We start from the raw sequence: 19,513 nt of genomic DNA, 5'->3' as shown, positions 1-19,513 counted from the left end.
TCCTTCCCATGGTCTAGAGTATGAGCTGTTCGGCGTCCCAGACATCCGAATCAGCGAGAAGCCCCAACCCCGGCCTGTACATGGCCGTGGATTGCTGGACCAGATAACCGCGAACGTCCTCTATCGCGCCCTTGTTCTTCAGGACCTCAGCGACACGATCCGGCACGTTCACGGAAAAGCGCTGGAGTTTTCGGAGAATCCACGATTCAGGCCCTTTCCGCCTCAGAAGATCCAGAAGCGTACAACTTGAATGAAATTTGCCTTCATAATTCACTAATATGGCTTTTTGTCTTTCGTTATTTATAAGTTTAAAGTTATTAGCAAATGTTCTGAACTGAAATTTGCATTCATCAGCATTGTCAATAAATATATTTTGAAAATCCGAGGCATCAAAAGTATTTATAGAGCTATAAAATATGTTGAAATATTTCTCATATATATCCGGAGTAAGCTCCGCGACTATCCGCGTACGCAACAGCTCGGAGCATGCATCCGCAGCCTTGCGAAGCAGTCCGCGGGGAACCGGCTTGGGGGGCATAAAAACGTGGACTTCCCCTGGCGACTCAAGCCGCCCCTCCCTGTTGCAGCGTCCGGCCGCCTGAGCAATCGAGTCCATTCCGCCCAACGCGCGGAACACCACGGGGAAGTCGATATCGACGCCGGCTTCGATGAGCTGCGTGCTGACGACCCGAACCGGGGACTTTTGCCGCAATGTCGCCTTCACGTTGCTGATGACGTCGCTGCGTTCCTCGGGACACATGAGGGCGGAGAGGTGGACCGTCCCTTCGGGCATTAGCGAGTGAAGCGTCCTGCAGTCCGCTCGCGTATTGACGATGCACAGGGTCTGCGGAAGGTCCGAGAGCCGGCGCGCAACATCCTCCCAGCTGGAAAGAACGCTTGGAGACTTCGGGAAGAAGACGTTCACCCGTTTGAAGTCACGTGTTAGTCCGACCGCATCGTTCGTAATTTCTGTACAGTTGAGAATGCCGTCAAAAGCGGATGAATCGGCGCCGATGCGTCCCTTGAGCGCGGGCTGGGTTGCGGTGCACAGAACGACCGTTACTTTCAGGTGTTCCACCAGTCCGCGGAGGACTGAAAGAATTGGCTTCAGATATTCCGGCGGAAGCATCTGCGCTTCATCCAGAATGATGATGCTGTTGGTCAGGTTATGCAGTTTGCGGCAGGCCGATGTTCTGCTCGCGAAGAGGGACTCGAAAAGCTGAACGTTCGTCGTGACGATTACGGGGGCGTCCCAATTCTCCGAAGCGAGTCTGCTCTGAAGAGTTTCCTTTTCCGGGTCGAGATTACTGTGATGTTCCAGAACGGCGTCCTCGCCGAAAAGCCATTGTCCGGTTTTCAGAATTTCCGGGATGAGGGAGTCGTCGTCCGTTCCGTACTTATAGACCTTCGCGGTCTGCTCGATGATACTCGTGTACGGGATCGCCATGATGACGCGCTGTTTGTCCCATTTCAGGGCATGTTCCAGGGCGAACGCCATGGACGAGAGTGTCTTGCCGCCCCCCGTCGGAACCGTGAGGGAAAAGAACCCGGGGCTCTTCTGCGCGGCTTCGCGGCACTGCCGCAAGACCTCGTTGCGCTTTTTATTGATGACCGACGGCTCTGCGGTTGCCTGTTTTTCTTCAATGAAGGCATCAAAGCGCTTTTTCAGCTCGGATAGCTTCGGGTACACCCCGCGTTTGTCCGTGTTTTCAGGCGTCATGAAGGCTTCGGTATCCAGAAAATCGGCATCGACAAGACAGGAGAAGAGCATCCGGATCCACAGGTGGACATACTGTGGGTCACACCGTCCTGGTGATCCGAAGGGGGGAGAGCTCGGGAGAGACTGGTCCAAAAAGGCTCTTGCTTCGTCGTTTCCCAAGATCGGGTTCATTTCCTCTCTACGCAGTTCGCTCCGTATAGTGTCGAACAAGCGGTTGTCGAGACTACCGGCCGTCCCTGACCAATCGGCAAGGCCGGCATGATGTCCGGCAATAATGTATGAGATCGCACGTGCAATCCGCTTGTATTGAGATGGGAACCGGAGGAACGCATTCAGCGCGCCATGCAGGCTGTGATATACCCGCTTTGTCCCTTTGGTTTGATCAATATCATCGCAACAGTATTCTCTGCGTATATACCCCTGCCAATCCGGGGAGTATTTTCCAAGATCGTGCGAACTTCCAAGAAAATATCCCCAGTCTCCATTACCGAATTCTTCCGCAAATGTCCTTGCCTGTTCTGCAGTGCCTTTGAGATGGGCCGATAAAGATTGCGATATGACACTGCCGTGCCCATCGTCTTTCATGTGGGCGACAGACTCCACTCTACCACCTCCGATTCGATGGAAATTCCTAAGAGGATCATAGAGACATACAATTACAAGAAAGTTTCAATCCACAACACAAAAATTATTTGTGTTGATATTTAAATTATCTATACTTTATTTCAGAATTTTTTATTAATAATATATGTATGCCAAGTTTGATATATAATATTAAAGTCTTATTGCTTGTATATTGTTTAATATTGTTGTTATGAATATGAGGAGGCTTGGAGTCAGCCGATATCCCATCAGCTAATATGTACCTGGCAATCGTTTCTAGAATACGCCGCAAGAGGCACATAGTCTCCCTCTCCTTCAGTCCGATATGTAATTCTTTCTATGTATGTATTCTCTAGATCACTTAGATATACCTCCTAAAGCAAGGATACCTTACTCTTCTTGATCACACGAGTCAAGTAAAAAGCACAAAATTTTCCGAAAAAATATTTTCTCCCTATCTTTCGAACGCGGACGATGTCATGCAACATCACACCTCCAAGCTTCATTAGCGTTGTATGACCCGTTATCGGAATCTGGATACTCCCCCCTCCTCACTTCTCCCCGCACGCAGCCTTCGCCCACGTCGTGACGAGGTCGCGCAGCTCCGGCGGGTCGAGGGGCTCCGCGTTGGGGGCCGACGCCAGAATCCACCGAGCGACTTCGTCGAGGTTGGGAACGGCGGCTTCCAGCACCAGGCTGCTTCCGTCCTTCGCCCACGTGATGCGCTGCGTGGGGTGCCACATGGTTTCCGAGACGGCCGTGGCGAGCGGCGCGAGCACGCGGATGCGCACGGGCGTGATCGCGGGGCCCGGCATTCCGTACCACGCGCTCGAGGCGTACTGCTCCACGCAGAGGTCTCCGGGGGGAACTTCGTGCCATGCCCTGTCGAGGATGTCCGCGCGCGTGATTCGGCCGATGCGGAAGGGGTTCGGCGTGGTGAACCGTTCGTTGAGCGCCCACAGGTACCATGCGTGCGCCCGGAAGTACACGCCCCACGGGGAGACGTCGTGTTCGTGCGGAGAGTCGCCGGAACGTCCGGGGGCCGCGTAGCGGAGCCGGAGCATGCGCCTGTTCGTGATCGCGGTCGTGATCGTCTCGAAGATATCCGGGTCGACGGGCGAGACGGGCAGGGCGACGACGGCGCTTTTGCCGAGTTCATCTCCCTGTCGCGCGAGCGCTTCGGGAATGGCGGTTCGAAGGGTGTTCCAGAGGCGGTCGCACCCATCCTCGAGGTGGGGCAGAAAGTGTGCGGCCATTCGAAGTCCGGCGGAGAGGGCCATGACGTCCTGTTCCGAAAGGTCGAGCGTGAGCAGGAAGCGTCCCTTCCCCTTGAGGGCGTAGCCTTTCTTCCCGCGGTCGTAGGCGATATCGACGCCGAACTCCTCCCGCAGGAAGGCGAGGTCGCGCTCGAAGGTTCGGCTCTGCGTATATTCCAGCCGCTTCATGACCGCGCTTTTCGAAACGCAGCCGCCGGACGCGAGTTCGAGCATCATTCGGTTGAGACGGCGCAGACGTATGGAACTGAGGTCCTGGGGCACGGATATCTCCTCCCTTTATTCCCCGTCCTGTGAAAAAAACACAATCCCGACCCAATTATAGGCGTCGATTTGCGCCGATAAATTAATTGTATTCACTATTAATGAGGTTGCGTCGCTGGTGCCGACGGAATGCGTCGATGTTGATGATACCGTTCCGGAGCGACAGGATAGGGGGGGTGTGGCGGGATTCGTTCTCTAGTAAGGGCGCTATTTCTTTTCGGTCGCGTCGAGCGTCCTGAAGAACCGTCGTGCGAAGGGAATGCAGCAGAGAAACGTGCAGGCGTCGGCGAGCGCCTGCGTGATCTGGACGCCGATCAGGCCGATGATCCCCGGCAGGATCAGGATCAGCGGGAAGAAGAAGATGCCCTGCCGCGCGGTGGAAAGGAACGTCGCGGTCCACGCGTGGCCGATCGACTGGAAGGTCATGTTGCACACCACTCCGAGCGGGACGAGCGGCATGGCGAGGCTGATGCACCGGAGGGCCTTCGCGCCGATTTCGACGACGCGGGGGTCCGTTTCGATGAAGATTCTCATGATCGACGGGGCGAAGGCGAAGCAGAGAACGGCACAGGTGGTCATGGCCGCGCACGCGACCTTGAACGTGAACAGGAAGGAGGTCCTGACCCTGTCGAACCTGCGGGCGCCGTAGTTGTAGCCGACGACGGGCATGTACCCCTGCCCGATTCCGAGCGTGATGGCGAAGATGAACATGAAGATCCTGCCGACGATGGACATCCCCGCGACGGCCGCGTCGCCGTAGAGGGCCGCGGCGATGTTCAGCGCGACGGTCGCGGCGCTCGCGAGCCCCTGCCGGCAGAATGAGGGGAGTCCGTTCTTGAGGCTCTTGAGGTAGTCGGTCGCGCGGAGCGGGATTTTTCCGATGCCGGGTTTCGTGACCGTCCGGCCGGTCAGGAAGCACGAGAGCAGGATGGCGAAGCTGACGCACTGGCTGAGGGCTGTCGCGATGGCAGCGCCCGCGATGCCGAGCCCGAAGGTGAAGATGAAGACGGGATCGAGGATCATGTTGAGAATGCCGCCGGACGTGAGTCCGACCATGGCGAGGCGGGCCCGTCCTTCGGCGCGGAGGATGTTGTTGAGCAGGAAGGACGCGGCCATGACCGGCGCCGCGAACAGAATCCACTTCGCGTAGTCGCGCGCGTAGGGCAGGATGGTCTCCGTCGCTCCAAGGATGCGCATGAGCCGGTCGATGAAGAGGATTCCGAAGACCGAGAGGAGCAGCCCGAAGCCGATGGCCATGAGGAAGCCGCCCGAGGCCACGACGTTCGCGTCGTCCGTCCTCTGCGCGCCGAGAAGGCGCGAGATCCGGCTGCCGGATCCCATCCCGATCGTGAACCCTACGGCCTGGATGATCGCCATGAGCGAGAACACGATGCCGACGGCGCCCGATGCGCTGGTTCCGAGTTTGGACACGAAGTAGGTATCCGCCATGTTGTAGATCGCCGTCGTGAGCATACTGATGATCGTCGGGATGGCGAGGGAGGTGATGAGCCGACCGACCGGCGTCCGGGTCATCCGGATGTATTGCGCGTTTTCCTGGTCCATGTGTCCGTCACGTTCTTTCAGCGATGGCGCAGCGAGTGTGAAATACAAGGAAATATCGCTCTTCCGGGTACGGATGTCAAGCGGAGTATCGCCGGTTTTCCACGGAACGGCGGCAACTCTCTTCCCGCTTTGGCGTTTCGAGCGTCCGATGTCCGGTTCAGCGGGCGTTCAGGTCGCGGAGGATTTTCTGGGTGATGGCCTCGCGCGCCGGAGCGATGACGGCAGGATCCGGGTGTTCCACGAGCGTGACGAAAAAGAGGGTTCTGTCCCCGTTTTCGACGTATCCCGCGTACCATCCGACGTGGGGAGGGCGTTGCGTGACGGAGCCCGTCTTGCCCCGGATGGTCCCCCATTCGTTTTTTCCGCGGATGATGATGTTGCGGACGATGTCGAGGTTCCTTTTCGAAAACGGCAGCCGTCCCGTCTTGAGGCGCCGCATGAATTCGAGCTGTTCGAGCGGGCTGACGCGCAGGTTCCCGTCGAGCCAGAAACTGTCGATAGCCCCTCCGGTGTCCCCGTTGCCGTAGTTCGCGCGGCGAACCCAGAAGTTCATGCGTTCCGGCCCGATTTTCCGCGCGAGTTCCTGGTAGACCCAGACCGCGGAGCAGGCTATGGCCTCCCGCATGTCCATGTCGCGGTCCCACGTCGCAACCTCGCGCTCCGTTCGGTTCCACGGTATGATTTGCGTCTCGTCGCTGACGACGCGGGTTTCGAGCGCGATGAGCGAACTCAGAACCTTGAACGTCGACGCGGGAAGGAACCGGTCGTTGATCCGCAGCGGCGCGCTCGAATAATAGCGGTCCGCGGAGTCGTCGTAGACGAGAACGACTCCCGTGACGCGATGGGCGTCGAAGAGTTCGTTCCATTCCGGCACGGGTTCGACGGTGAACGCGAACGCGGATGCCGCGCAGGCAACAACTGCGATCACCGACAGGACGAATCGAATGTGTCGCATGACTGTCTCCTTCGTGCGGACTGAGGATTTTGACGGGTATTATAGCCCTTTTCAGCTATTTGTGCTGAAGGTTTCAATTATTCATTTCTAACCATAGTTTATTGGTTATTCCGTTCTATGCAATGCACTTTCGATGCCTTCTCGCGGGAGTCCGGCCTTCGTGTTGCGCGAACGCTTGAGACGGACAGGGACCGTATGCAGTTGGAGAGGCGCTTTCCGATTCTTGACAGTCGATATTTATCAACTTAGCATATACATATATGCGCATAACCTACTTTAATCGGCGGGGAGGTATGAATATGAGCGAAGTCGATCATGATCGATCCGTCGTGGCGAAGGGCGACGGTCGCGAGACGGCCGACGCAGCGGCGCTGGAGGCCGTTTTGGCGTGCAGGGAGCGCGGCGAGGCCGTCGCGCTGGTGACGGTCATCGGCGCGACGGGGTCCGCGCCGCGCGGCATGGGAGCGACGATGGCGGTCCGAAAGGACGGCTCGATCGTCGGCACCGTCGGCGGCGGCAATCTGGAGCTGTTCGCGATCCGTCACGCGCTCGCGTCCATCGGGGACGGCTGTCCCCGGCGGTTGCACTACGACTTCAGCGGCGGTCCGGAACAGAACGTCAGCAAGGCGTGCTGCGGGACGACGGACTTTTTCATCCAGCCCTTCGTGGAAATGCCGCGCCTCGTCGTGTTCGGCGCGGGGCACGTCGCTCACGCGCTCGTTCCGCAGGCGCGCGCGTGTGGCTTTTCCGTCCTCGTCGCGGACGACCGCCGGGAATTTCTCAACGCCGCGACCTTCCCCGAGGGAACGGAGTTCCTCTCCGGGCCGTTCTCCGAGACGGCCGCGCGCGCTCCTCTGGACGAGTCGACCTACGCGGTCATCATGACGTACGGGCACGAGCACGACGAAGAGGTGTTGGCCGCGTGTCTGAAACGTCCGTGGAAGTACCTCGGTCTCATGGCGTCCCGGGCGAAGGTCGCCGAACTGAAGGAGCATCTCGGGACCACCGACGAAGCCCGGCGGCGACTCGAACTCGTCCGGATGCCCGTAGGTCTGGACATCGGCGGGCGTTCTCCCGCCGAGATCGCCGTGTCGATCATGGGCGAGATCATCGCCGAGCGCTACGGAAAGGCGTGAGCGATGGACAAAGCCGCGGCCCTTTTCAGCGCGCTGTCGGATCCGACGCGACTTTCCCTTTTCACGGCGCTCCTCGGGTTCGGCGAGGCGTGCGTCTGCCAGTTGCACAGGGGGCTTGGGATCCCGCAGTCGATGGCTTCGAGGCACCTGCGAATTCTGTACGACGCCGGTCTGCTCGACAAGCGGCGCGTGAAGCAGTGGATGCACTATTCGGTGCGGGCGTCGGACGATCCGTTCGTCCGGCAGGTCACCGGGGCGATCCGCGAGGCGCATTGCGATGCTCCCGAATTCGCTGCCGTGTACGAATGGATGCGGCGCATTTCGTGCGACGACCTCGGGGAGGGCGATTCGTGATGAACGAGAGAATTCAGGCTCCGGCGCGGGGATTGGGTTTCTTCGAGCGGTACCTCACCGTGTGGGTGGTACTTTCGATCATCGGGGGCGTTTTCCTGGGCAAGGCGACCCCGGAGTTCGCGCGGACGCTGGACGGCATGGCGATCTATGTCGACGGGGCGCCGGTCGTGTCCATCCCGATCGCGATATGCCTCTTCTTCATGATGTACCCGATCATGGTCAAGATCGACTTCGGCGAGGTCCTCAAGGCCGGCAGAAGCGTCAGGCCAGTCGGGCTCACGCTTTTCGTCAACTGGGCCGTCAAGCCCTTCACGATGTACGTGATCGCGGTCTTCTTCCTCGGAACCGTCTTCAACCGGTTCATCGGCCCGGACGCGACGGATATCGTGAAAATGCCGCTCGGGCTCGACCTCGCCGTGGGAGATTCCTACGGCGTCGGCAAGGTCATCCTCGTCGAAGGCGTCAAGGCGTTGCAGGTTCCGCTCTGGCGGAGCTACCTCGCCGGCTGCATTCTTCTCGGGATCGCGCCCTGCACGGCGATGGTCCTCGTCTGGGGATACCTCGCCAGGGGCAACGACGGACACACGCTCGTCATGGTCGCCATCAACTCGCTCTCGATGCTGCTGCTCTACGGACCGCTCGGCGGCTTCCTCCTGGGCGTCGGCCGGATTCCGGTGCCCTGGCAGGCGCTCGTGCTGTCGATCGCCATCTACGTGGCGCTGCCGCTCGTCGCGGGATACTGGTCCCGGAAGGCCATCATCGGCGCGAAGGGGGAAACGTGGTTCCGCGAGAAGTTCCTTCACGTCCTCACGCCGATAACGATCGTTTCGCTCCTGGCGACGCTGGTCCTGCTCTTCTCGTTCAAGGGGGCGGTCATCACGGCCAACCCGCTCACGATCCTGTGGATCGCGATTCCGCTCTTCCTTCAGACGGTTCTGATCTTCGCGCTGGGATACTGGCTGTCGCGCGTCCTGAAGCTCAGCTACGCAGACGCGGCCCCGTCGGCGATGATCGGGGCGTCCAACCACTTCGAGGTGGCCATCGCGACGGCCACGATGCTCTACGGTCTGTCGTCGGGTGCGGCGCTCGCGACGGTCGTGGGCGTTCTCATCGAGGTGCCCGTCATGCTGATGCTCGTGAAGATCTGCCTGAGAACGCAGCACTGGTTTCCGGCCAAAGACGGAAGCGACCGGGCGAAACGGTGAAGCCGGTTCCGGCTTATGAACGGAAGTTTTGCAGAGAGTACTCCGCAGAATTACCGGGTCGGCTTCTGAGATATGTGGTAATATGCACACATTCAAATATGATGTTTCGGAGGAACAGCCTTGGCCAACCAGGGTGTTTTGAAGATGTGGATTTTCACTGTCTTTCGGGGAGTGATCGCAGTATGAAGGGGAAGAATGTTCTGACGGTCGTGTTGCTCGTGTTCGTTATCGCGAGTCTGGGCTATGTGGCGTTCGGCGAGCTTGGAGGCCGCGCTTCGGCTCCGGCGCCTGGGAAGGCCGCCGCACCCGTTTCGCCCGAAACTCCGGCCAGACCCGCGGCTCCGGTTGCGACAGATGCGCCTGAGCGCGTGACCACAGTCGCTGCGCAGGAGGCGAAGACGCTCGAATCCCTTCCGGAGAGGACGCCCGAAGCGGCAAAAAGTGCGACGGCCGAAGCGCCCGCCGCAGGAAAGCATTTCGTCGCCTATTACCTTCACGGCCGGAAGCGGTGCGTGAGCTGCACGACGATCGAGCGGCTGACGAAGAACGCGCTCGACGCGCACTTCGCCGACGCGCAGAAGAACGGCCTGATGGAGGTTCGCCTGGTCAACGTCGAGACGCCCGAAAACCGGCATTACATCCAGGACTATCAGATCACCAACCAGTCGGTGATCCTCTCCGAGCTTCAGGACGGCAAAGAGGTCCGCTGGAAGAACCTGAAGCAGGTCTGGCGTCTGTTCCGGGACGAGACGGCCTTCGACGACTATATCCGTACGGAGACGGAGGCCTTCCTCAGGGGAGACGAAACGGGGTCGGTGAAGCGGTGAGCGCCCTCTGGTTCGGCGTCGCGACGGCGTTCTGGCTCGGACTTCTGACGGCCGTCAGCCCGTGCCCTCTTGCGACCAACATCGCGGCGGTGTCGTTTCTCGCCCGACGGGTCGAAAGTCCGCGGCAGGTCTTCCTTGCGGGAATCCTGTACACGCTGGGCCGGGTGCTGACCTACGCCGTCCTCGGGGTTCTGCTCGCGACGAGCGCCCTGTCCGCGCCGGGCGTCTCCGCGGCGCTCCAGTTCACCGTAAGCAGGCTGCTCGGGCCGCTTCTGGTCCTCGTCGGGATGATCCTTCTCGGGCTGCTGTCGCTGCCGTCGTTCGGCGGCGGGGCGTCCGAAACCCTGACCCGGCGCGCGGAAGAGATGGGGCTGTTCGGCGCGTTGCTTCTGGGCGTGATGTTTTCGCTGGCGTTCTGTCCGGTGTCGGCCGCGCTCTTTTTCGGCTCGCTGCTTCCCCTCGCGGTCAATGTGGGATCCGGGCTGCTTCTGCCCGCCGTGTACGGCGTGGCGACGGGGTTGCCGGTGCTCGCCTTCGCGCTTCTGATCGCCTTCGGCGTCAAGAGCCTGTCGGGAGTCTTCGGTCGCGTGACGCGGATCGAACTGTGGGCTCGGCGGATCACCGGCGGGATTTTCATCGGCGTCGGACTGTACAAGACCTTGCAGGACATATTCGGCCTGTTCGTGTAGAACGGGTTTCGACGAGGAGGATTCGGACGGAATGACCGATTGGGAAAAGGTTCCCCAGACCGAAATCGTATGCGGGTGCGCGAGTGTCACAAAGCGCGACATCGTTCGCGCCATCGCCGCTGGAGCCGAAACGTTCGAGGCGATTTGCGACGCGACGGGCGCCGGCAAGGGACACAAGTGCGCCGAACTGAACCCGAGGGGGCGCTGCTGTCACGGGGATATCCGCGAACTGCTCGCGGCGTATGGCCCGGCGCTCGAGCGGATGAAGGGGGGATGTTCCTGTGGCGGAGGGTGAAGCGCCTGAGACGGCCGGTTCGGCCGCAGCATATAGGGAATGCCCGGTAATGAGCGAACGCATACAGCAGCAAAAGGCCGATATCCTCAAGGCTGTGGCCCATCCCGTGCGCCTTTCGATCGTGGAGATGCTCGGGGAAAGGGAGCGGTGCGCGTGCGAGATCTGCGACACCTTTCCATGCGACCGGACGACGGTGAGCAAGCATCTTGCCGTCCTCAAAAGCCTGGGCGTGATCGAGGACCGGAAAGAGGGGTTGTACGTCTATTACCGGCTTCGAATGACGTGCCTGCTTCCGTTCCTCGCGTGCCTTGAGCGGGTTGTCCGGAGCGGCGGGTGCGGGTGCGCGGGCTCCCTCGCGGAAGAGGCCCCCGAAAATGTCGTTGTTCCGGATCGTTGAACGTTTTTGAATGTGAGGAGGAATCGGGAATGAAGATTCAGGTTCTTGGAACGGGATGCCCCAAGTGCAAGAAGCTTGCGGCGAACGCCGAAGAGGCCGCGAAGGGCCTCGGGATCGCGTTCGAGATCGAAAAGGTGACCGACATCGACAGGATCGTCGATTTCGGCGTCATGACGACTCCGGGCCTCGTCGTCGACGGAAAGGTCGTCGTCGTCGGCAAGGTCCCCTCCGTGGAAGAGATCAAAAAGCTGCTGGCGTAGCGCGCCGCTGCGCGCCGTCGCATGGAGGCCCCCACGGGCGTGTCGTGTGACGGTGACCGGAGTCGCGTTCTGCCGTCGGATGTATCGGGATCTTCGGGCCGTCTGTGGAAGATCCCGTTTTTTGAGAGCTTTATGTGGCAAAAAAGCCACGTTACGGCATTCGGTTTTTTCCGGGAGGGCCTTCCGTATGAATGACGAACTGAAAAAATTTCTGTATCTCGCCGCCGCGTTTCTCACGTTCTACTTCATGCCCGTCGACAGTCCGCGCTTGCAGGCGGCGGCGATCGAATCGCTGGCGATGCTCCACGAATACGCCAGGGAACACGTGCTGCTCTGCCTCGTTCCCGCGTTCTTCATCGCGGGCGCGATCAGCGTTTTCGTCTCCCAGCAGGCGGTCATGCGCTACCTGGGCGCGAAGGCGAAGCGATGGGTCGCCTACACCGTGGCGGCCGTTTCGGGGACGATCCTCGCGGTGTGTTCCTGCACGGTCCTTCCGCTCTTCGCCGGAATCTACAAGCGCGGAGCTGGACTGGGGCCGGCGTCGGCGTTTCTCTACTCCGGCCCGGCGATCAACGTCCTCGCGATCATCATGACCGCGCGGATTCTGGGGCTGGAACTCGGCGTCGCGCGCGCCGTCGGCGCGATCGTCTTCAGCGTCGTCATCGGCGTTCTGATGGCCTTCATCTTCCGGCATGAGGAGACGCAGCGCCAACAGGCGTTCGCGGACCTGCCCGTTCCGGACGCGGTGCGTCCGCTGTGGAAGACGGTGTTCTTCATGATGGGCATGGTCGTCTTCCTCGTGTTCGCGAACTGGGCCGCGCCGAAGCTCCCGATCGGCGTGTGGGCCGCCCTCTACGGCGTCAAATGGTGGATCGCAGGAGCCGCGCTCGCCGCGACGATCCTCTCGGTTCGCATGTGGTTCACGCGCGACGAACGCTCCGAGTGGTACGCCTCGACGTGGGGGTACGCGCTCCAGGTGTTGCCGCTGCTCTTCGGCGGCGTTCTCGCGGCGGGATTTCTTCTCGGCCGGCCCGGACACGAGGCGATCATTCCGAGCCAATGGGTCACGGCCCTCGTCGGCGGCAATTCCCTCTTCGCGAACTTTTTTTCCTCGGTCGTCGCGGCGTTCATGTACTTCGCGACGCTGACGGAGGTTCCCATTCTCCAGGGCCTCATCGGGGCGGGCATGGGCAAGGGGCCGGCGCTTGCGCTGCTGCTCGCGGGCCCGGCGCTGTCGCTTCCGAACATGCTCGTCATCCGAAGCATCGTCGGGACGAAGAAGACGGTCGTCTACGTGAGCCTCGTGGTCGCGCTTTCGACGATCGCGGGGATGCTGTTCGGCGCATTTTTCGGGTAGTCGGGGTTTATCGAAGTCTTTTTTCGGATGGCCGTCGCGGATTGATCCGCGAGACGGTCACTCATGAGGGGTGACGGGACAATGGTTCAGGATTCACACGCGCAGGACGCGCTTCGGGAAGCGGTGCGGAAGCGCTACGGCGACTCCGTGACGCGGCGGAAGAGCTGCTGCGGAGGCGAGAGCTGCGAAGGCGGTTTCGCTTCCGGGGTGTACTCGGGCGACGAGAACGCCGCCGTTCCGGAGGAGGCCGCGGGGCTCTCGTTCGGTTGCGGCAGCCCGACGCGGCACGCCGGGCTCCATGACGGCGAGGTTGTTCTCGACCTGGGGTGCGGGGCCGGGACGGACCTGGTGCTCGCGGCCGGGATGGTGGGCCCCCGGGGGCTCGTGTACGGCCTCGACATGACCGACGAGATGCTCGAAGCGGCGGATCGCACGGCGAAGGCGTCTGGCTTCGACACGATCCGGCTGCTGAAGGGCGTTCTGGAACGGATTCCGCTCGCCGACGGCTCCGTGGACGCGATCATCTCCAACTGCGTGATCAACCTGGCGGGCGACAAGGCCGCGGTGCTCCGGGAGGCGCTTCGCGTTCTCCGGCCCGGCGGACGGCTCTGCGTCGCGGATACGACCTTTTCGGGGAGCGTGCCGGACGCGATCCGGAGCGCCGGTCCCGAAGCCTGGTGCGGGTGAGTGTCCGGCTCTCTTCCGGAGGAAGAGTATGCCGAATTGCTGCGGAAAACGGGCTTCGTCGATGTCGCGGTCGAACGCATCCGAACCTATCGCCTGACGGACGCGGACGGCCGTTCGGTCTTCGGCTCGCTGACCGACGACGAGGCGAAGGCCGCGGACGGTCGGCTCGGAAGCGCGATCGTCCGCGCGAAGAAGCCCGTCGCAACACCCGTCGAAGGGCGGGAGTACGAACTCCGGAGCGCGACACCCGGAGATCTCGAAGGCGTCGTCGGGCTCGTCGAAGCGTGCGGACTGACGAGCGAGGGCATCGAACGGGAGATCGGGGACTTCGCCGTGATCACGCTCGCGGGCGTGACGGAGATCGCCGGGTGCGTCGGGCTCGAATGGGGCGGCGGCGCGGCGATGATCCGGAGCCTCGCGGTGCGGCGGTCGGCCCGGAAGTACGGCTTCGGCGAGCGGCTCGTCCGCTGGGCGATCGAACGCGCCCGGTCGGCCGGCGTGGAACGCGTCGTGCTGCTCACGGAGACGGCGCCGCGCTTCTTCGCGCGCCTCGGGTTCGCGGCCGTCGAACGCTCGTCGCTGCCGAAGGCGCTTCTCGAATCGTCCTCCGTCGCGCCGACCTGAAATCCCGAAGGGGTCTCCTGTATGGAGGTGCGCCTCGCGTAGGATTCGTGGGAGCGCTTCAGACACTGAGCGGAAGCAAGAGCAGGCAACGAAAAAAGCGTTCCAGAGGGTATCTCATGTTGAATTGTGCCTATGTCCCGTACGGTTCTCAAGGCCCCTAAAAAAACCCAATTCCGGCAGGCCGGTTTTCGATTCTGCAAGAATCGTTTATACTTTTCCCGCCTGTTCGTCCCATTGCCAACGAACGAACTCGAAGGGGGACTGAGAGACTCATGCGTGGGAAACGAAAGCTCGTTGCGGCAACGATCGCGGCGTCGATGGTGGCGTCCGGGTGCGCGGCCGAAGCGGTCGCGAAGAAGGCGGCTCCCCGCTTTTCGCCGAAGCCGAACGCGGACGGGAACTACAACATCGTCTTCATCACCACGGATCAGGAGCAGTATTTCGTGGAATTCCCGCAGGGGACGGCGTACGAGGCCCGGCGGCTCCTCGCCGAAATCGGGACGACGTTCGAGAAGCACTACAACTGCGCGACGATGTCGACGTCGTCGCGGTCGGTGATCTACACCGGAAGGCACATCACGGACACGCTCATGATCGACAACACCGATTTCGAGTGGCAGGGGATGCTCTCCGAGAACATGCGGACGGTCGGCGACATGATGCGCGCGGCCGGTTTCTACACCGCCTACAAGGGCAAGTGGCACATGGGGAACTCGAGCACGCTCTCCGATGTCTCCGAGGAGCTGACCGACCTCGAGCCCTACGGCTTCGCCGACTGGAACGTCTCGGGCGACTATATCGGCAAGATGTGGGAGGGGTGGGAGAAGGACCCGGAGATCGTGAGCCACGCGGCGAAATGGCTCCGGGAGACCGGCGTCGCGAAGAACGCGCAGGGGACGTCGTTCTTCCTCGCGATCAACATGGTCAACCCGCACGACATCATGTACTTCAACGACGATCCGGCGTGGGTCGGCCCGGTCCCGGTCGGCCTGCCGCCCGACGACCCCGTGTACGCGACGTCCTACGCCGCGGGCATTCCGTCGTCGTGGAGCCAGGACGTCAGCGACGACAGACTCCCGGACGCGCTCGCGATCTTCAGACAGTTCATGTCGAGGCAAACGGGCCCTGTTTCGTCCGCTGCGAGCTGGAAGAGCTTTCAGGACTATTACTGGAACTGCATCCAGGACAGCGACAACAATCTCATGGGCATCCTCCGGACATTGACGGATCTCGGGATGCTCGACACCACGATCGTCGTCTTCACGGCCGACCACGGCGACATGGCCGGAGCGCACGGGCTCAAGGGCAAGGGCGGCTTCATGTACGAACAGAACACGCACGTTCCGCTCTATATCCACCATCCCGAGATCCCGGGCGGCGGATCGGTCACGGCGGTCACGAGCCACATCGACCTCGCGCCGACGTTCGTCCACATGGCCAACATCGGCGAGGCGCGAAAGGCCGCGATCACGGCCGGACTTCCCGGAAAGAACCTCATGGAACTCCTCCGGGGAACGAAACGGTCCGTCCGCGACGGCGCGCTGTTCTGCGCGGAGCTGATCTCGACGACGATGGCCCGGGCGAACAGGGACGCCGCCGGAAACATCGTGTATTACTCCTTCGATACCAGCGTCCGCGGGTTCGTTCGGGCGATCATGACCGAACGGTACAAGTTCGCGCGGTATTTCCCGCTCGAGTTCGGCACGCCGACGACGATGGACGAGCTTCTGGCGAACAACGACATCGAACTCTACGACCTCGAGAACGATCCGGGGGAAATGACCAACCTCGCGGCCGACCCGGTCGCGAACGCCGCGCTGATCATGGAGATGAACGCGAGGCTCAACGCGTTGATCGCGGACGAGATCGGCGTCGACGACGGCTCCGAGGCGAAGGACATGATCGCGGCCTACAACGCGGCGCACGAGATTCCGAAGACCGGAAGCTGCGCCGCCGGGCCGACCCCGCTTGCGGGGCTTCTCGTACTGCTGCCGCTGTTCGCGGCCGCGTCCGGATTCAGGCGCGGGAAATAGCGCCCCGGATGGGCGGCGACACGCGGACCTTCGCCGTCATGGCGAAGGTCGTCGGCGGACGGTGCAACCTCGAATGCGCCTACTGCTACTACGTCGAAAAGCCGAAGCTCCTCGGGCAGACCTCGGCCGTGATGTCCGACGAGGTTCTCGAGGCGTACGTCCGGCGGAATCTCGAGATCAACGGGCGGGACGCGACGGTCGAGTTCGCGTGGCACGGCGGCGAACCGACGCTCGCTGGGCTCGGCTTCTTCCGGAAGGCGATGGCGCTCGAGCGACGGTACGGCGCGGGGCGGAAGATCGTCAACACGATCCAGACGAACGCGACGCTGCTCGACGACGACTGGTGCACCTTCTTCGCCGAGAACGGCTTTCTCGTCGGGGTGAGCGTCGACGGCCCGGAAGCGTTCCACGACGCCTACCGCCGCGGTCCGGCGGGCGGGAGCTTCGAACGCGTGATGAAAGGGATCGGGCTGCTCCGGAAGCGCCGCGTCCCGTTCAACACGCTGACGACCGTGAACGCCGCGAACATGGCGCACGCCCGCGACGTGTACGACTTTCTCAGAGAGTACACGGACTTCATGCAGTTCCTGCCCGTCGTCGAATGCGGCGGAACGGCCTTCGAGGCCGGAGACGGACAGCGGTTCGCGATGCCCCCGGGGATCCGGGGCACGAATCTCCTCCACCCGGCGACGGACTTCTCGGTGACGGCCGAGGGATACGGGGCGTTCCTCTGCGACGTCTTCGACCGCTGGAAGGCGCTCGACTTCGGGCGGAAGTTCGTCCAGCTCTTCGAAGTCACGATCGGGAACATGCGGGGGATCCGAGGCGGCCTGTGCGTCCACGACGCGCTCTGCGGCCACGCCGCGTCCGTCGAGGTCGCCGGGGACGTGTATTCGTGCGAACGCTACGCCTACCCGGACTACCGGCTCGGAAACATCCTCGAGACGCCGCTCGCGGAACTCATGGAGGGCAATCGGGCGTTCGGGATGCACAAGACCTACGGGCTTCCGAAGGAGTGCTTCGAGTGTCCGCACATCCGCCTCTGCTTCGGCGGCTGCCCCAAGGACAGGATCCTGCTCTCGAAGGACGGGCGGCGGGGCAGAAACTACCTCTGCGACGGCTACAGGCGCTTCTTCTCGCACGTCGCCGCGAACTCCGGCATATCGTGAACGGGTCCGGGCTCCGGCGGCCCTGCGCCGCCGGAGCCCGGACGAATGCCGTCATCTCCTGTGCGGACGGCCGATGATCATCGAGGCGGTCATCGATCCCTTCCCGTTGCATTTCGCGACGACGGTGATCTTCTCTCCCCTGCGCAGAGGACGGAGGTAGAAGACGTCGATCTGCGACTTCTCGTTCGTCTGCATCGTGTAGGTGCGCGCGGCGATGACCTTGTTCCCTGCCATGACCGAGATCCGGCTGATATAGTGGGCCGTGACGTCCGCCACCGGATGAAGGACCCGAACTTCGAGCACCCGCTTTCCCGTCTCCCAGTGCAGGCCGATCGCGCTCGGAGCGTGGGCGGACGCCGCGCCCGCCGCCAGCAAAAGGAGAACACCCAGACACACGGCGACGCCGGTACGAAACTTCCTCATTCCAATCCCCTCCCTTGACGGATTTTCCGAAGGATTTCTTCAAACATTATAGTCTATTCCAAAACTACCCACAAGGCGTGAACACGGCTCAGAATAAGATTACTATTTGTATATAATCATAGGCCGGCACACTCTTATAGACGTCACCCGGGAGAGTCGTCGCAATGGCGGCGGCGGGGTGAACATGACGACGAAGGAGTGATACGGATGGCGACCTATTCGCCGATGGACAGCAAGGTGGTTCTGCGCGTGCAGACCGGAACGGATTCCGGCGGAAAGCCGGTTCTCCGGAGCATTTCCCTGATGAAGGTGGCGCACGCCGCTTCGGCCGACAGGGTGAAGGCGGTATCCGACGCGCTCGGGGCGCTTCTGGCCCATGAGATTCGCGGCATCGAAAAGATCGACAACAATTCCGTGGAGATCGCCTAGGCGGTCCCTGAAAGGAGCTGATTGGGATGAAGACTGTGCGGATGCGTTTCGGAACCGCGGACGGAGCGACGATGTCGCTCTCCCTGGGGTACGCGAAAGACACGCTGACGGAAGCCGAAGTCCGGACCGCGATGCAGGCGGTGATCGACAATCCGATTTTCGTTACGGCCCCGGCGACCGTCAAATCGGCGGAACTCGTGGACCGGACGGTCACCGAACTGATCGAGGGCTAGCCGCGGGAGGCGGATCATGGAGGATATTCTGGCGTCGTCGATCCAGAGCGGCTTTGCGGTCGCGGTGGCCGCATACCTTCTGGTCCGGATGGAAAAGCGCCTGGATGATCTGAGGGTGGCGATCGACGAGCTTCGGTCGGCCATCGAGGGAGAGGATGCCCGGTGAGGTTGAACGACGTCCGGGTGTCGCTCCACTTCTCGCTCCGCGAGTTCGAGTGCCCGTGTTGCCACAGGGTGCGGATCCATCCGCTCCTGGTGCTCCGCCTCGAGGAGCTCCGCGGGGTCTGGGGGCGTCCCCTTCTCCTGACGAGCGGATACAGGTGCGATTCGCACAACTCGCGGGTAGGGGGCGTTCCGAAGAGCGACCATCGTCTCGGGCTCGCGGCGGACGTGGCCGTGGCGCGGGAGGACCAGGAATCGTTCGTCCTCGCCGCGGCCGACGCCCACTTTCACAGGATTCTGCCGAACGGGGCCCGGGAGTACGTCCACCTCGCTGTGGACGCGGGGGGCGCATGACGACTCCCGCGGGAACGATTGGGGCCGGGGAGGCGTGCGCCGCCTTCCGGCCCCTCGTCCGGGCGACTGCCCGGCGGTACGTCGGGCGCGGGGCCGAGTTCGAGGACCTGGAACAGGAGGGGTATCTCGCGCTGATCCGGCTGCTTTCCCGCTGCCCCCCGGAGGAGCCGCTCCCGAAATTCCTGAAAATGCGCCTGCCGGCCATGGTACGCGACGCGGCGGAGCGGATGCGCTCCAGAGCGAGCGTGAATGTCGACGACCTCGAGGGGACCGAAGCGGAACCCTGGTGTCCGCCCGGTGAGACCGGAGAATCGCCGCTCTTCGGACGATTGCTTTCGGGAGAGGATCTGGACATCGTCCGCCGGCTCGCCGAAGGATGGTCGCAGGCCGACATCGGACGCGGACTCGGGGTATCGCAACAGGCGGTGAGCGCGCGTCTGCGCCGGATACGTCCGATGCTCCGCCCTCTCCTTTTCGAATAGACTGAACGGACATGAAAT

Annotated in this window: 23 protein-coding genes; 18 read left to right on the top strand and 5 right to left on the bottom strand. The window is 61.9% G+C overall.

Annotated elements, in window-relative coordinates:
• Positions 1-13: 13 nt before the first annotated feature.
• The 4 genes from ACZ5IU_RS06885 to ACZ5IU_RS06870 form a co-directional block, all read right to left on the bottom strand.
• Positions 14-2,323, bottom strand: coding sequence for a CRISPR-associated endonuclease Cas3'' (locus tag ACZ5IU_RS06885; protein WP_464421460.1), 2,310 nt, complete (start codon positions 2,321-2,323; stop codon positions 14-16).
• A 551-nt stretch (positions 2,324-2,874) separates the two neighbouring features.
• The gene (locus tag ACZ5IU_RS06880) at positions 2,875-3,861 is read right to left on the bottom strand and encodes a helix-turn-helix transcriptional regulator (RefSeq protein ID WP_464421459.1); all 987 of its coding nucleotides are present in this window, start codon (positions 3,859-3,861) and stop codon (positions 2,875-2,877) included.
• Between the two features lie 207 nt (positions 3,862-4,068).
• Positions 4,069-5,424 (bottom strand): MATE family efflux transporter, encoded by a 1,356-nt coding sequence (locus ACZ5IU_RS06875; RefSeq protein WP_464421458.1) that lies wholly within the window; start codon positions 5,422-5,424, stop codon positions 4,069-4,071.
• 157 nt (positions 5,425-5,581) lie between these two features.
• Positions 5,582-6,379, bottom strand: a complete 798-nt coding sequence (locus tag ACZ5IU_RS06870; RefSeq protein ID WP_464421457.1) for a penicillin-binding transpeptidase domain-containing protein — start codon at positions 6,377-6,379, stop codon at positions 5,582-5,584.
• Positions 6,380-6,678: 299 nt separating this feature from the next.
• Between ACZ5IU_RS06870 and ACZ5IU_RS06865 the strand changes: the two genes are divergently transcribed.
• The 13 genes from ACZ5IU_RS06865 to ACZ5IU_RS06805 all read left to right on the top strand — a co-directional run bounded on the left by ACZ5IU_RS06865 (position 6,679) and on the right by ACZ5IU_RS06805 (position 17,412).
• The gene (locus tag ACZ5IU_RS06865; RefSeq protein WP_464421456.1) at positions 6,679-7,515 is read left to right on the top strand and encodes an XdhC family protein; all 837 of its coding nucleotides are present in this window, start codon (positions 6,679-6,681) and stop codon (positions 7,513-7,515) included.
• 3 nt (positions 7,516-7,518) lie between these two features.
• Positions 7,519-7,869: an ArsR/SmtB family transcription factor gene (locus ACZ5IU_RS06860; protein ID WP_464421455.1), complete on the top strand. Its 351-nt coding sequence runs from the start codon at positions 7,519-7,521 to the stop codon at positions 7,867-7,869.
• Positions 7,869-9,074, top strand: coding sequence for an ACR3 family arsenite efflux transporter (arsB, locus tag ACZ5IU_RS06855; protein ID WP_464421454.1), 1,206 nt, complete (start codon positions 7,869-7,871; stop codon positions 9,072-9,074). The genes ACZ5IU_RS06860 and arsB overlap by 1 nt, the downstream gene beginning before the upstream one ends.
• Positions 9,075-9,256: 182 nt before the next feature.
• Complete coding sequence (locus ACZ5IU_RS06850) at positions 9,257-9,901, top strand: nitrophenyl compound nitroreductase subunit ArsF family protein (protein ID WP_464421453.1); 645 nt, start codon at positions 9,257-9,259, stop codon at positions 9,899-9,901.
• Positions 9,898-10,590, top strand: coding sequence for an aromatic aminobenezylarsenical efflux permease ArsG family transporter (locus ACZ5IU_RS06845; RefSeq protein ID WP_464421452.1), 693 nt, complete (start codon positions 9,898-9,900; stop codon positions 10,588-10,590). Before ACZ5IU_RS06850 ends, ACZ5IU_RS06845 begins: the two co-directional genes overlap by 4 nt.
• 31 nt (positions 10,591-10,621) lie before the next feature.
• Complete coding sequence (locus tag ACZ5IU_RS06840; RefSeq protein WP_464421451.1) at positions 10,622-10,885, top strand: (2Fe-2S)-binding protein; 264 nt, start codon at positions 10,622-10,624, stop codon at positions 10,883-10,885.
• Positions 10,886-10,934: 49 nt separating this feature from the next.
• The gene (locus tag ACZ5IU_RS06835) at positions 10,935-11,282 is read left to right on the top strand and encodes an ArsR/SmtB family transcription factor (RefSeq protein WP_464421450.1); all 348 of its coding nucleotides are present in this window, start codon (positions 10,935-10,937) and stop codon (positions 11,280-11,282) included.
• 29 nt (positions 11,283-11,311) lie between these two features.
• Positions 11,312-11,542, top strand: coding sequence for a thioredoxin family protein (locus tag ACZ5IU_RS06830; RefSeq protein WP_464421449.1), 231 nt, complete (start codon positions 11,312-11,314; stop codon positions 11,540-11,542).
• A gap of 187 nt (positions 11,543-11,729) precedes the next feature.
• Positions 11,730-12,899, top strand: a complete 1,170-nt coding sequence (locus tag ACZ5IU_RS06825; RefSeq protein WP_464421448.1) for a permease — start codon at positions 11,730-11,732, stop codon at positions 12,897-12,899.
• A gap of 81 nt (positions 12,900-12,980) precedes the next feature.
• The gene (locus tag ACZ5IU_RS06820) at positions 12,981-13,586 is read left to right on the top strand and encodes a methyltransferase domain-containing protein (RefSeq protein WP_464421447.1); all 606 of its coding nucleotides are present in this window, start codon (positions 12,981-12,983) and stop codon (positions 13,584-13,586) included.
• A gap of 36 nt (positions 13,587-13,622) precedes the next feature.
• Positions 13,623-14,210, top strand: a complete 588-nt coding sequence (locus ACZ5IU_RS06815) for a GNAT family N-acetyltransferase (RefSeq protein ID WP_464421446.1) — start codon at positions 13,623-13,625, stop codon at positions 14,208-14,210.
• A 272-nt stretch (positions 14,211-14,482) separates the two neighbouring features.
• Entirely contained in the window at positions 14,483-16,243 is a 1,761-nt protein-coding gene (locus ACZ5IU_RS06810) for a sulfatase-like hydrolase/transferase (RefSeq protein ID WP_464421445.1), read from the top strand.
• Positions 16,244-16,251: 8 nt separating this feature from the next.
• Positions 16,252-17,412: an anaerobic sulfatase maturase gene (locus tag ACZ5IU_RS06805; protein ID WP_464421444.1), complete on the top strand. Its 1,161-nt coding sequence runs from the start codon at positions 16,252-16,254 to the stop codon at positions 17,410-17,412.
• 51 nt (positions 17,413-17,463) lie between these two features.
• Here the strand turns inward: ACZ5IU_RS06805 and ACZ5IU_RS06800 are convergent, their stop codons facing one another.
• Positions 17,464-17,835 carry a hypothetical protein gene (locus ACZ5IU_RS06800; protein WP_464421443.1) on the bottom strand — a complete coding sequence of 124 codons (372 nt, stop codon included), beginning with the start codon at positions 17,833-17,835 and terminating at the stop codon, positions 17,464-17,466.
• Between the two features lie 207 nt (positions 17,836-18,042).
• Between ACZ5IU_RS06800 and ACZ5IU_RS06795 the strand changes: the two genes are divergently transcribed.
• The 5 genes from ACZ5IU_RS06795 to ACZ5IU_RS06775 are packed head-to-tail and all read left to right on the top strand — an operon-like array spanning position 18,043 to position 19,495.
• Positions 18,043-18,264, top strand: coding sequence for a DUF1659 domain-containing protein (locus tag ACZ5IU_RS06795; RefSeq protein ID WP_464421442.1), 222 nt, complete (start codon positions 18,043-18,045; stop codon positions 18,262-18,264).
• 26 nt (positions 18,265-18,290) lie between these two features.
• Positions 18,291-18,497 (top strand): DUF2922 domain-containing protein, encoded by a 207-nt coding sequence (locus tag ACZ5IU_RS06790; protein WP_464421441.1) that lies wholly within the window; start codon positions 18,291-18,293, stop codon positions 18,495-18,497.
• A 16-nt stretch (positions 18,498-18,513) separates the two neighbouring features.
• On the top strand, positions 18,514-18,663 hold the full coding sequence (locus tag ACZ5IU_RS06785; RefSeq protein ID WP_464421440.1) for a YvrJ family protein: 150 nt from the start codon (positions 18,514-18,516) through the stop codon (positions 18,661-18,663).
• The gene (locus tag ACZ5IU_RS06780) at positions 18,660-19,013 is read left to right on the top strand and encodes a D-Ala-D-Ala carboxypeptidase family metallohydrolase (protein WP_464421439.1); all 354 of its coding nucleotides are present in this window, start codon (positions 18,660-18,662) and stop codon (positions 19,011-19,013) included. Before ACZ5IU_RS06785 ends, ACZ5IU_RS06780 begins: the two co-directional genes overlap by 4 nt.
• Positions 19,010-19,495, top strand: a complete 486-nt coding sequence (locus ACZ5IU_RS06775) for a sigma-70 family RNA polymerase sigma factor (protein ID WP_464421438.1) — start codon at positions 19,010-19,012, stop codon at positions 19,493-19,495. Before ACZ5IU_RS06780 ends, ACZ5IU_RS06775 begins: the two co-directional genes overlap by 4 nt.
• Positions 19,496-19,513: the final 18 nt, after the last annotated feature.

This window comes from Lactivibrio alcoholicus (assembly GCF_055390895.1).
Note: the sequence above shows the minus strand (reverse complement) of the source record. Positions and strands in the feature narration are given on the sequence as shown.

Excerpts from the sequence above, each read along its gene's own strand:
- ACZ5IU_RS06875 (WP_464421458.1), bottom strand. The coding sequence starts at position 5,424 with ATGGACCAGGAAAACGCGCAATACATCCGGATGACCCGGACGCCGGTC.
- ACZ5IU_RS06870 (WP_464421457.1), bottom strand. The coding sequence starts at position 6,379 with ATGCGACACATTCGATTCGTCCTGTCGGTGATCGCAGTTGTTGCCTGC.
- ACZ5IU_RS06865 (WP_464421456.1), top strand. The coding sequence starts at position 6,679 with ATGAGCGAAGTCGATCATGATCGATCCGTCGTGGCGAAGGGCGACGGT.
- ACZ5IU_RS06860 (WP_464421455.1), top strand. The coding sequence starts at position 7,519 with ATGGACAAAGCCGCGGCCCTTTTCAGCGCGCTGTCGGATCCGACGCGA.
- arsB (WP_464421454.1), top strand. The coding sequence starts at position 7,869 with ATGAACGAGAGAATTCAGGCTCCGGCGCGGGGATTGGGTTTCTTCGAG.
- ACZ5IU_RS06850 (WP_464421453.1), top strand. The coding sequence starts at position 9,257 with ATGAAGGGGAAGAATGTTCTGACGGTCGTGTTGCTCGTGTTCGTTATC.
- ACZ5IU_RS06840 (WP_464421451.1), top strand. The coding sequence starts at position 10,622 with ATGACCGATTGGGAAAAGGTTCCCCAGACCGAAATCGTATGCGGGTGC.
- ACZ5IU_RS06835 (WP_464421450.1), top strand. The coding sequence starts at position 10,935 with ATGAGCGAACGCATACAGCAGCAAAAGGCCGATATCCTCAAGGCTGTG.
- ACZ5IU_RS06830 (WP_464421449.1), top strand. The coding sequence starts at position 11,312 with ATGAAGATTCAGGTTCTTGGAACGGGATGCCCCAAGTGCAAGAAGCTT.
- ACZ5IU_RS06825 (WP_464421448.1), top strand. The coding sequence starts at position 11,730 with ATGAATGACGAACTGAAAAAATTTCTGTATCTCGCCGCCGCGTTTCTC.
- ACZ5IU_RS06820 (WP_464421447.1), top strand. The coding sequence starts at position 12,981 with ATGGTTCAGGATTCACACGCGCAGGACGCGCTTCGGGAAGCGGTGCGG.
- ACZ5IU_RS06810 (WP_464421445.1), top strand. The coding sequence starts at position 14,483 with ATGCGTGGGAAACGAAAGCTCGTTGCGGCAACGATCGCGGCGTCGATG.
- ACZ5IU_RS06805 (WP_464421444.1), top strand. The coding sequence starts at position 16,252 with ATGGGCGGCGACACGCGGACCTTCGCCGTCATGGCGAAGGTCGTCGGC.
- ACZ5IU_RS06800 (WP_464421443.1), bottom strand. The coding sequence starts at position 17,835 with ATGAGGAAGTTTCGTACCGGCGTCGCCGTGTGTCTGGGTGTTCTCCTT.
- ACZ5IU_RS06795 (WP_464421442.1), top strand. The coding sequence starts at position 18,043 with ATGGCGACCTATTCGCCGATGGACAGCAAGGTGGTTCTGCGCGTGCAG.
- ACZ5IU_RS06790 (WP_464421441.1), top strand. The coding sequence starts at position 18,291 with ATGAAGACTGTGCGGATGCGTTTCGGAACCGCGGACGGAGCGACGATG.
- ACZ5IU_RS06785 (WP_464421440.1), top strand. The coding sequence starts at position 18,514 with ATGGAGGATATTCTGGCGTCGTCGATCCAGAGCGGCTTTGCGGTCGCG.
- ACZ5IU_RS06775 (WP_464421438.1), top strand. The coding sequence starts at position 19,010 with ATGACGACTCCCGCGGGAACGATTGGGGCCGGGGAGGCGTGCGCCGCC.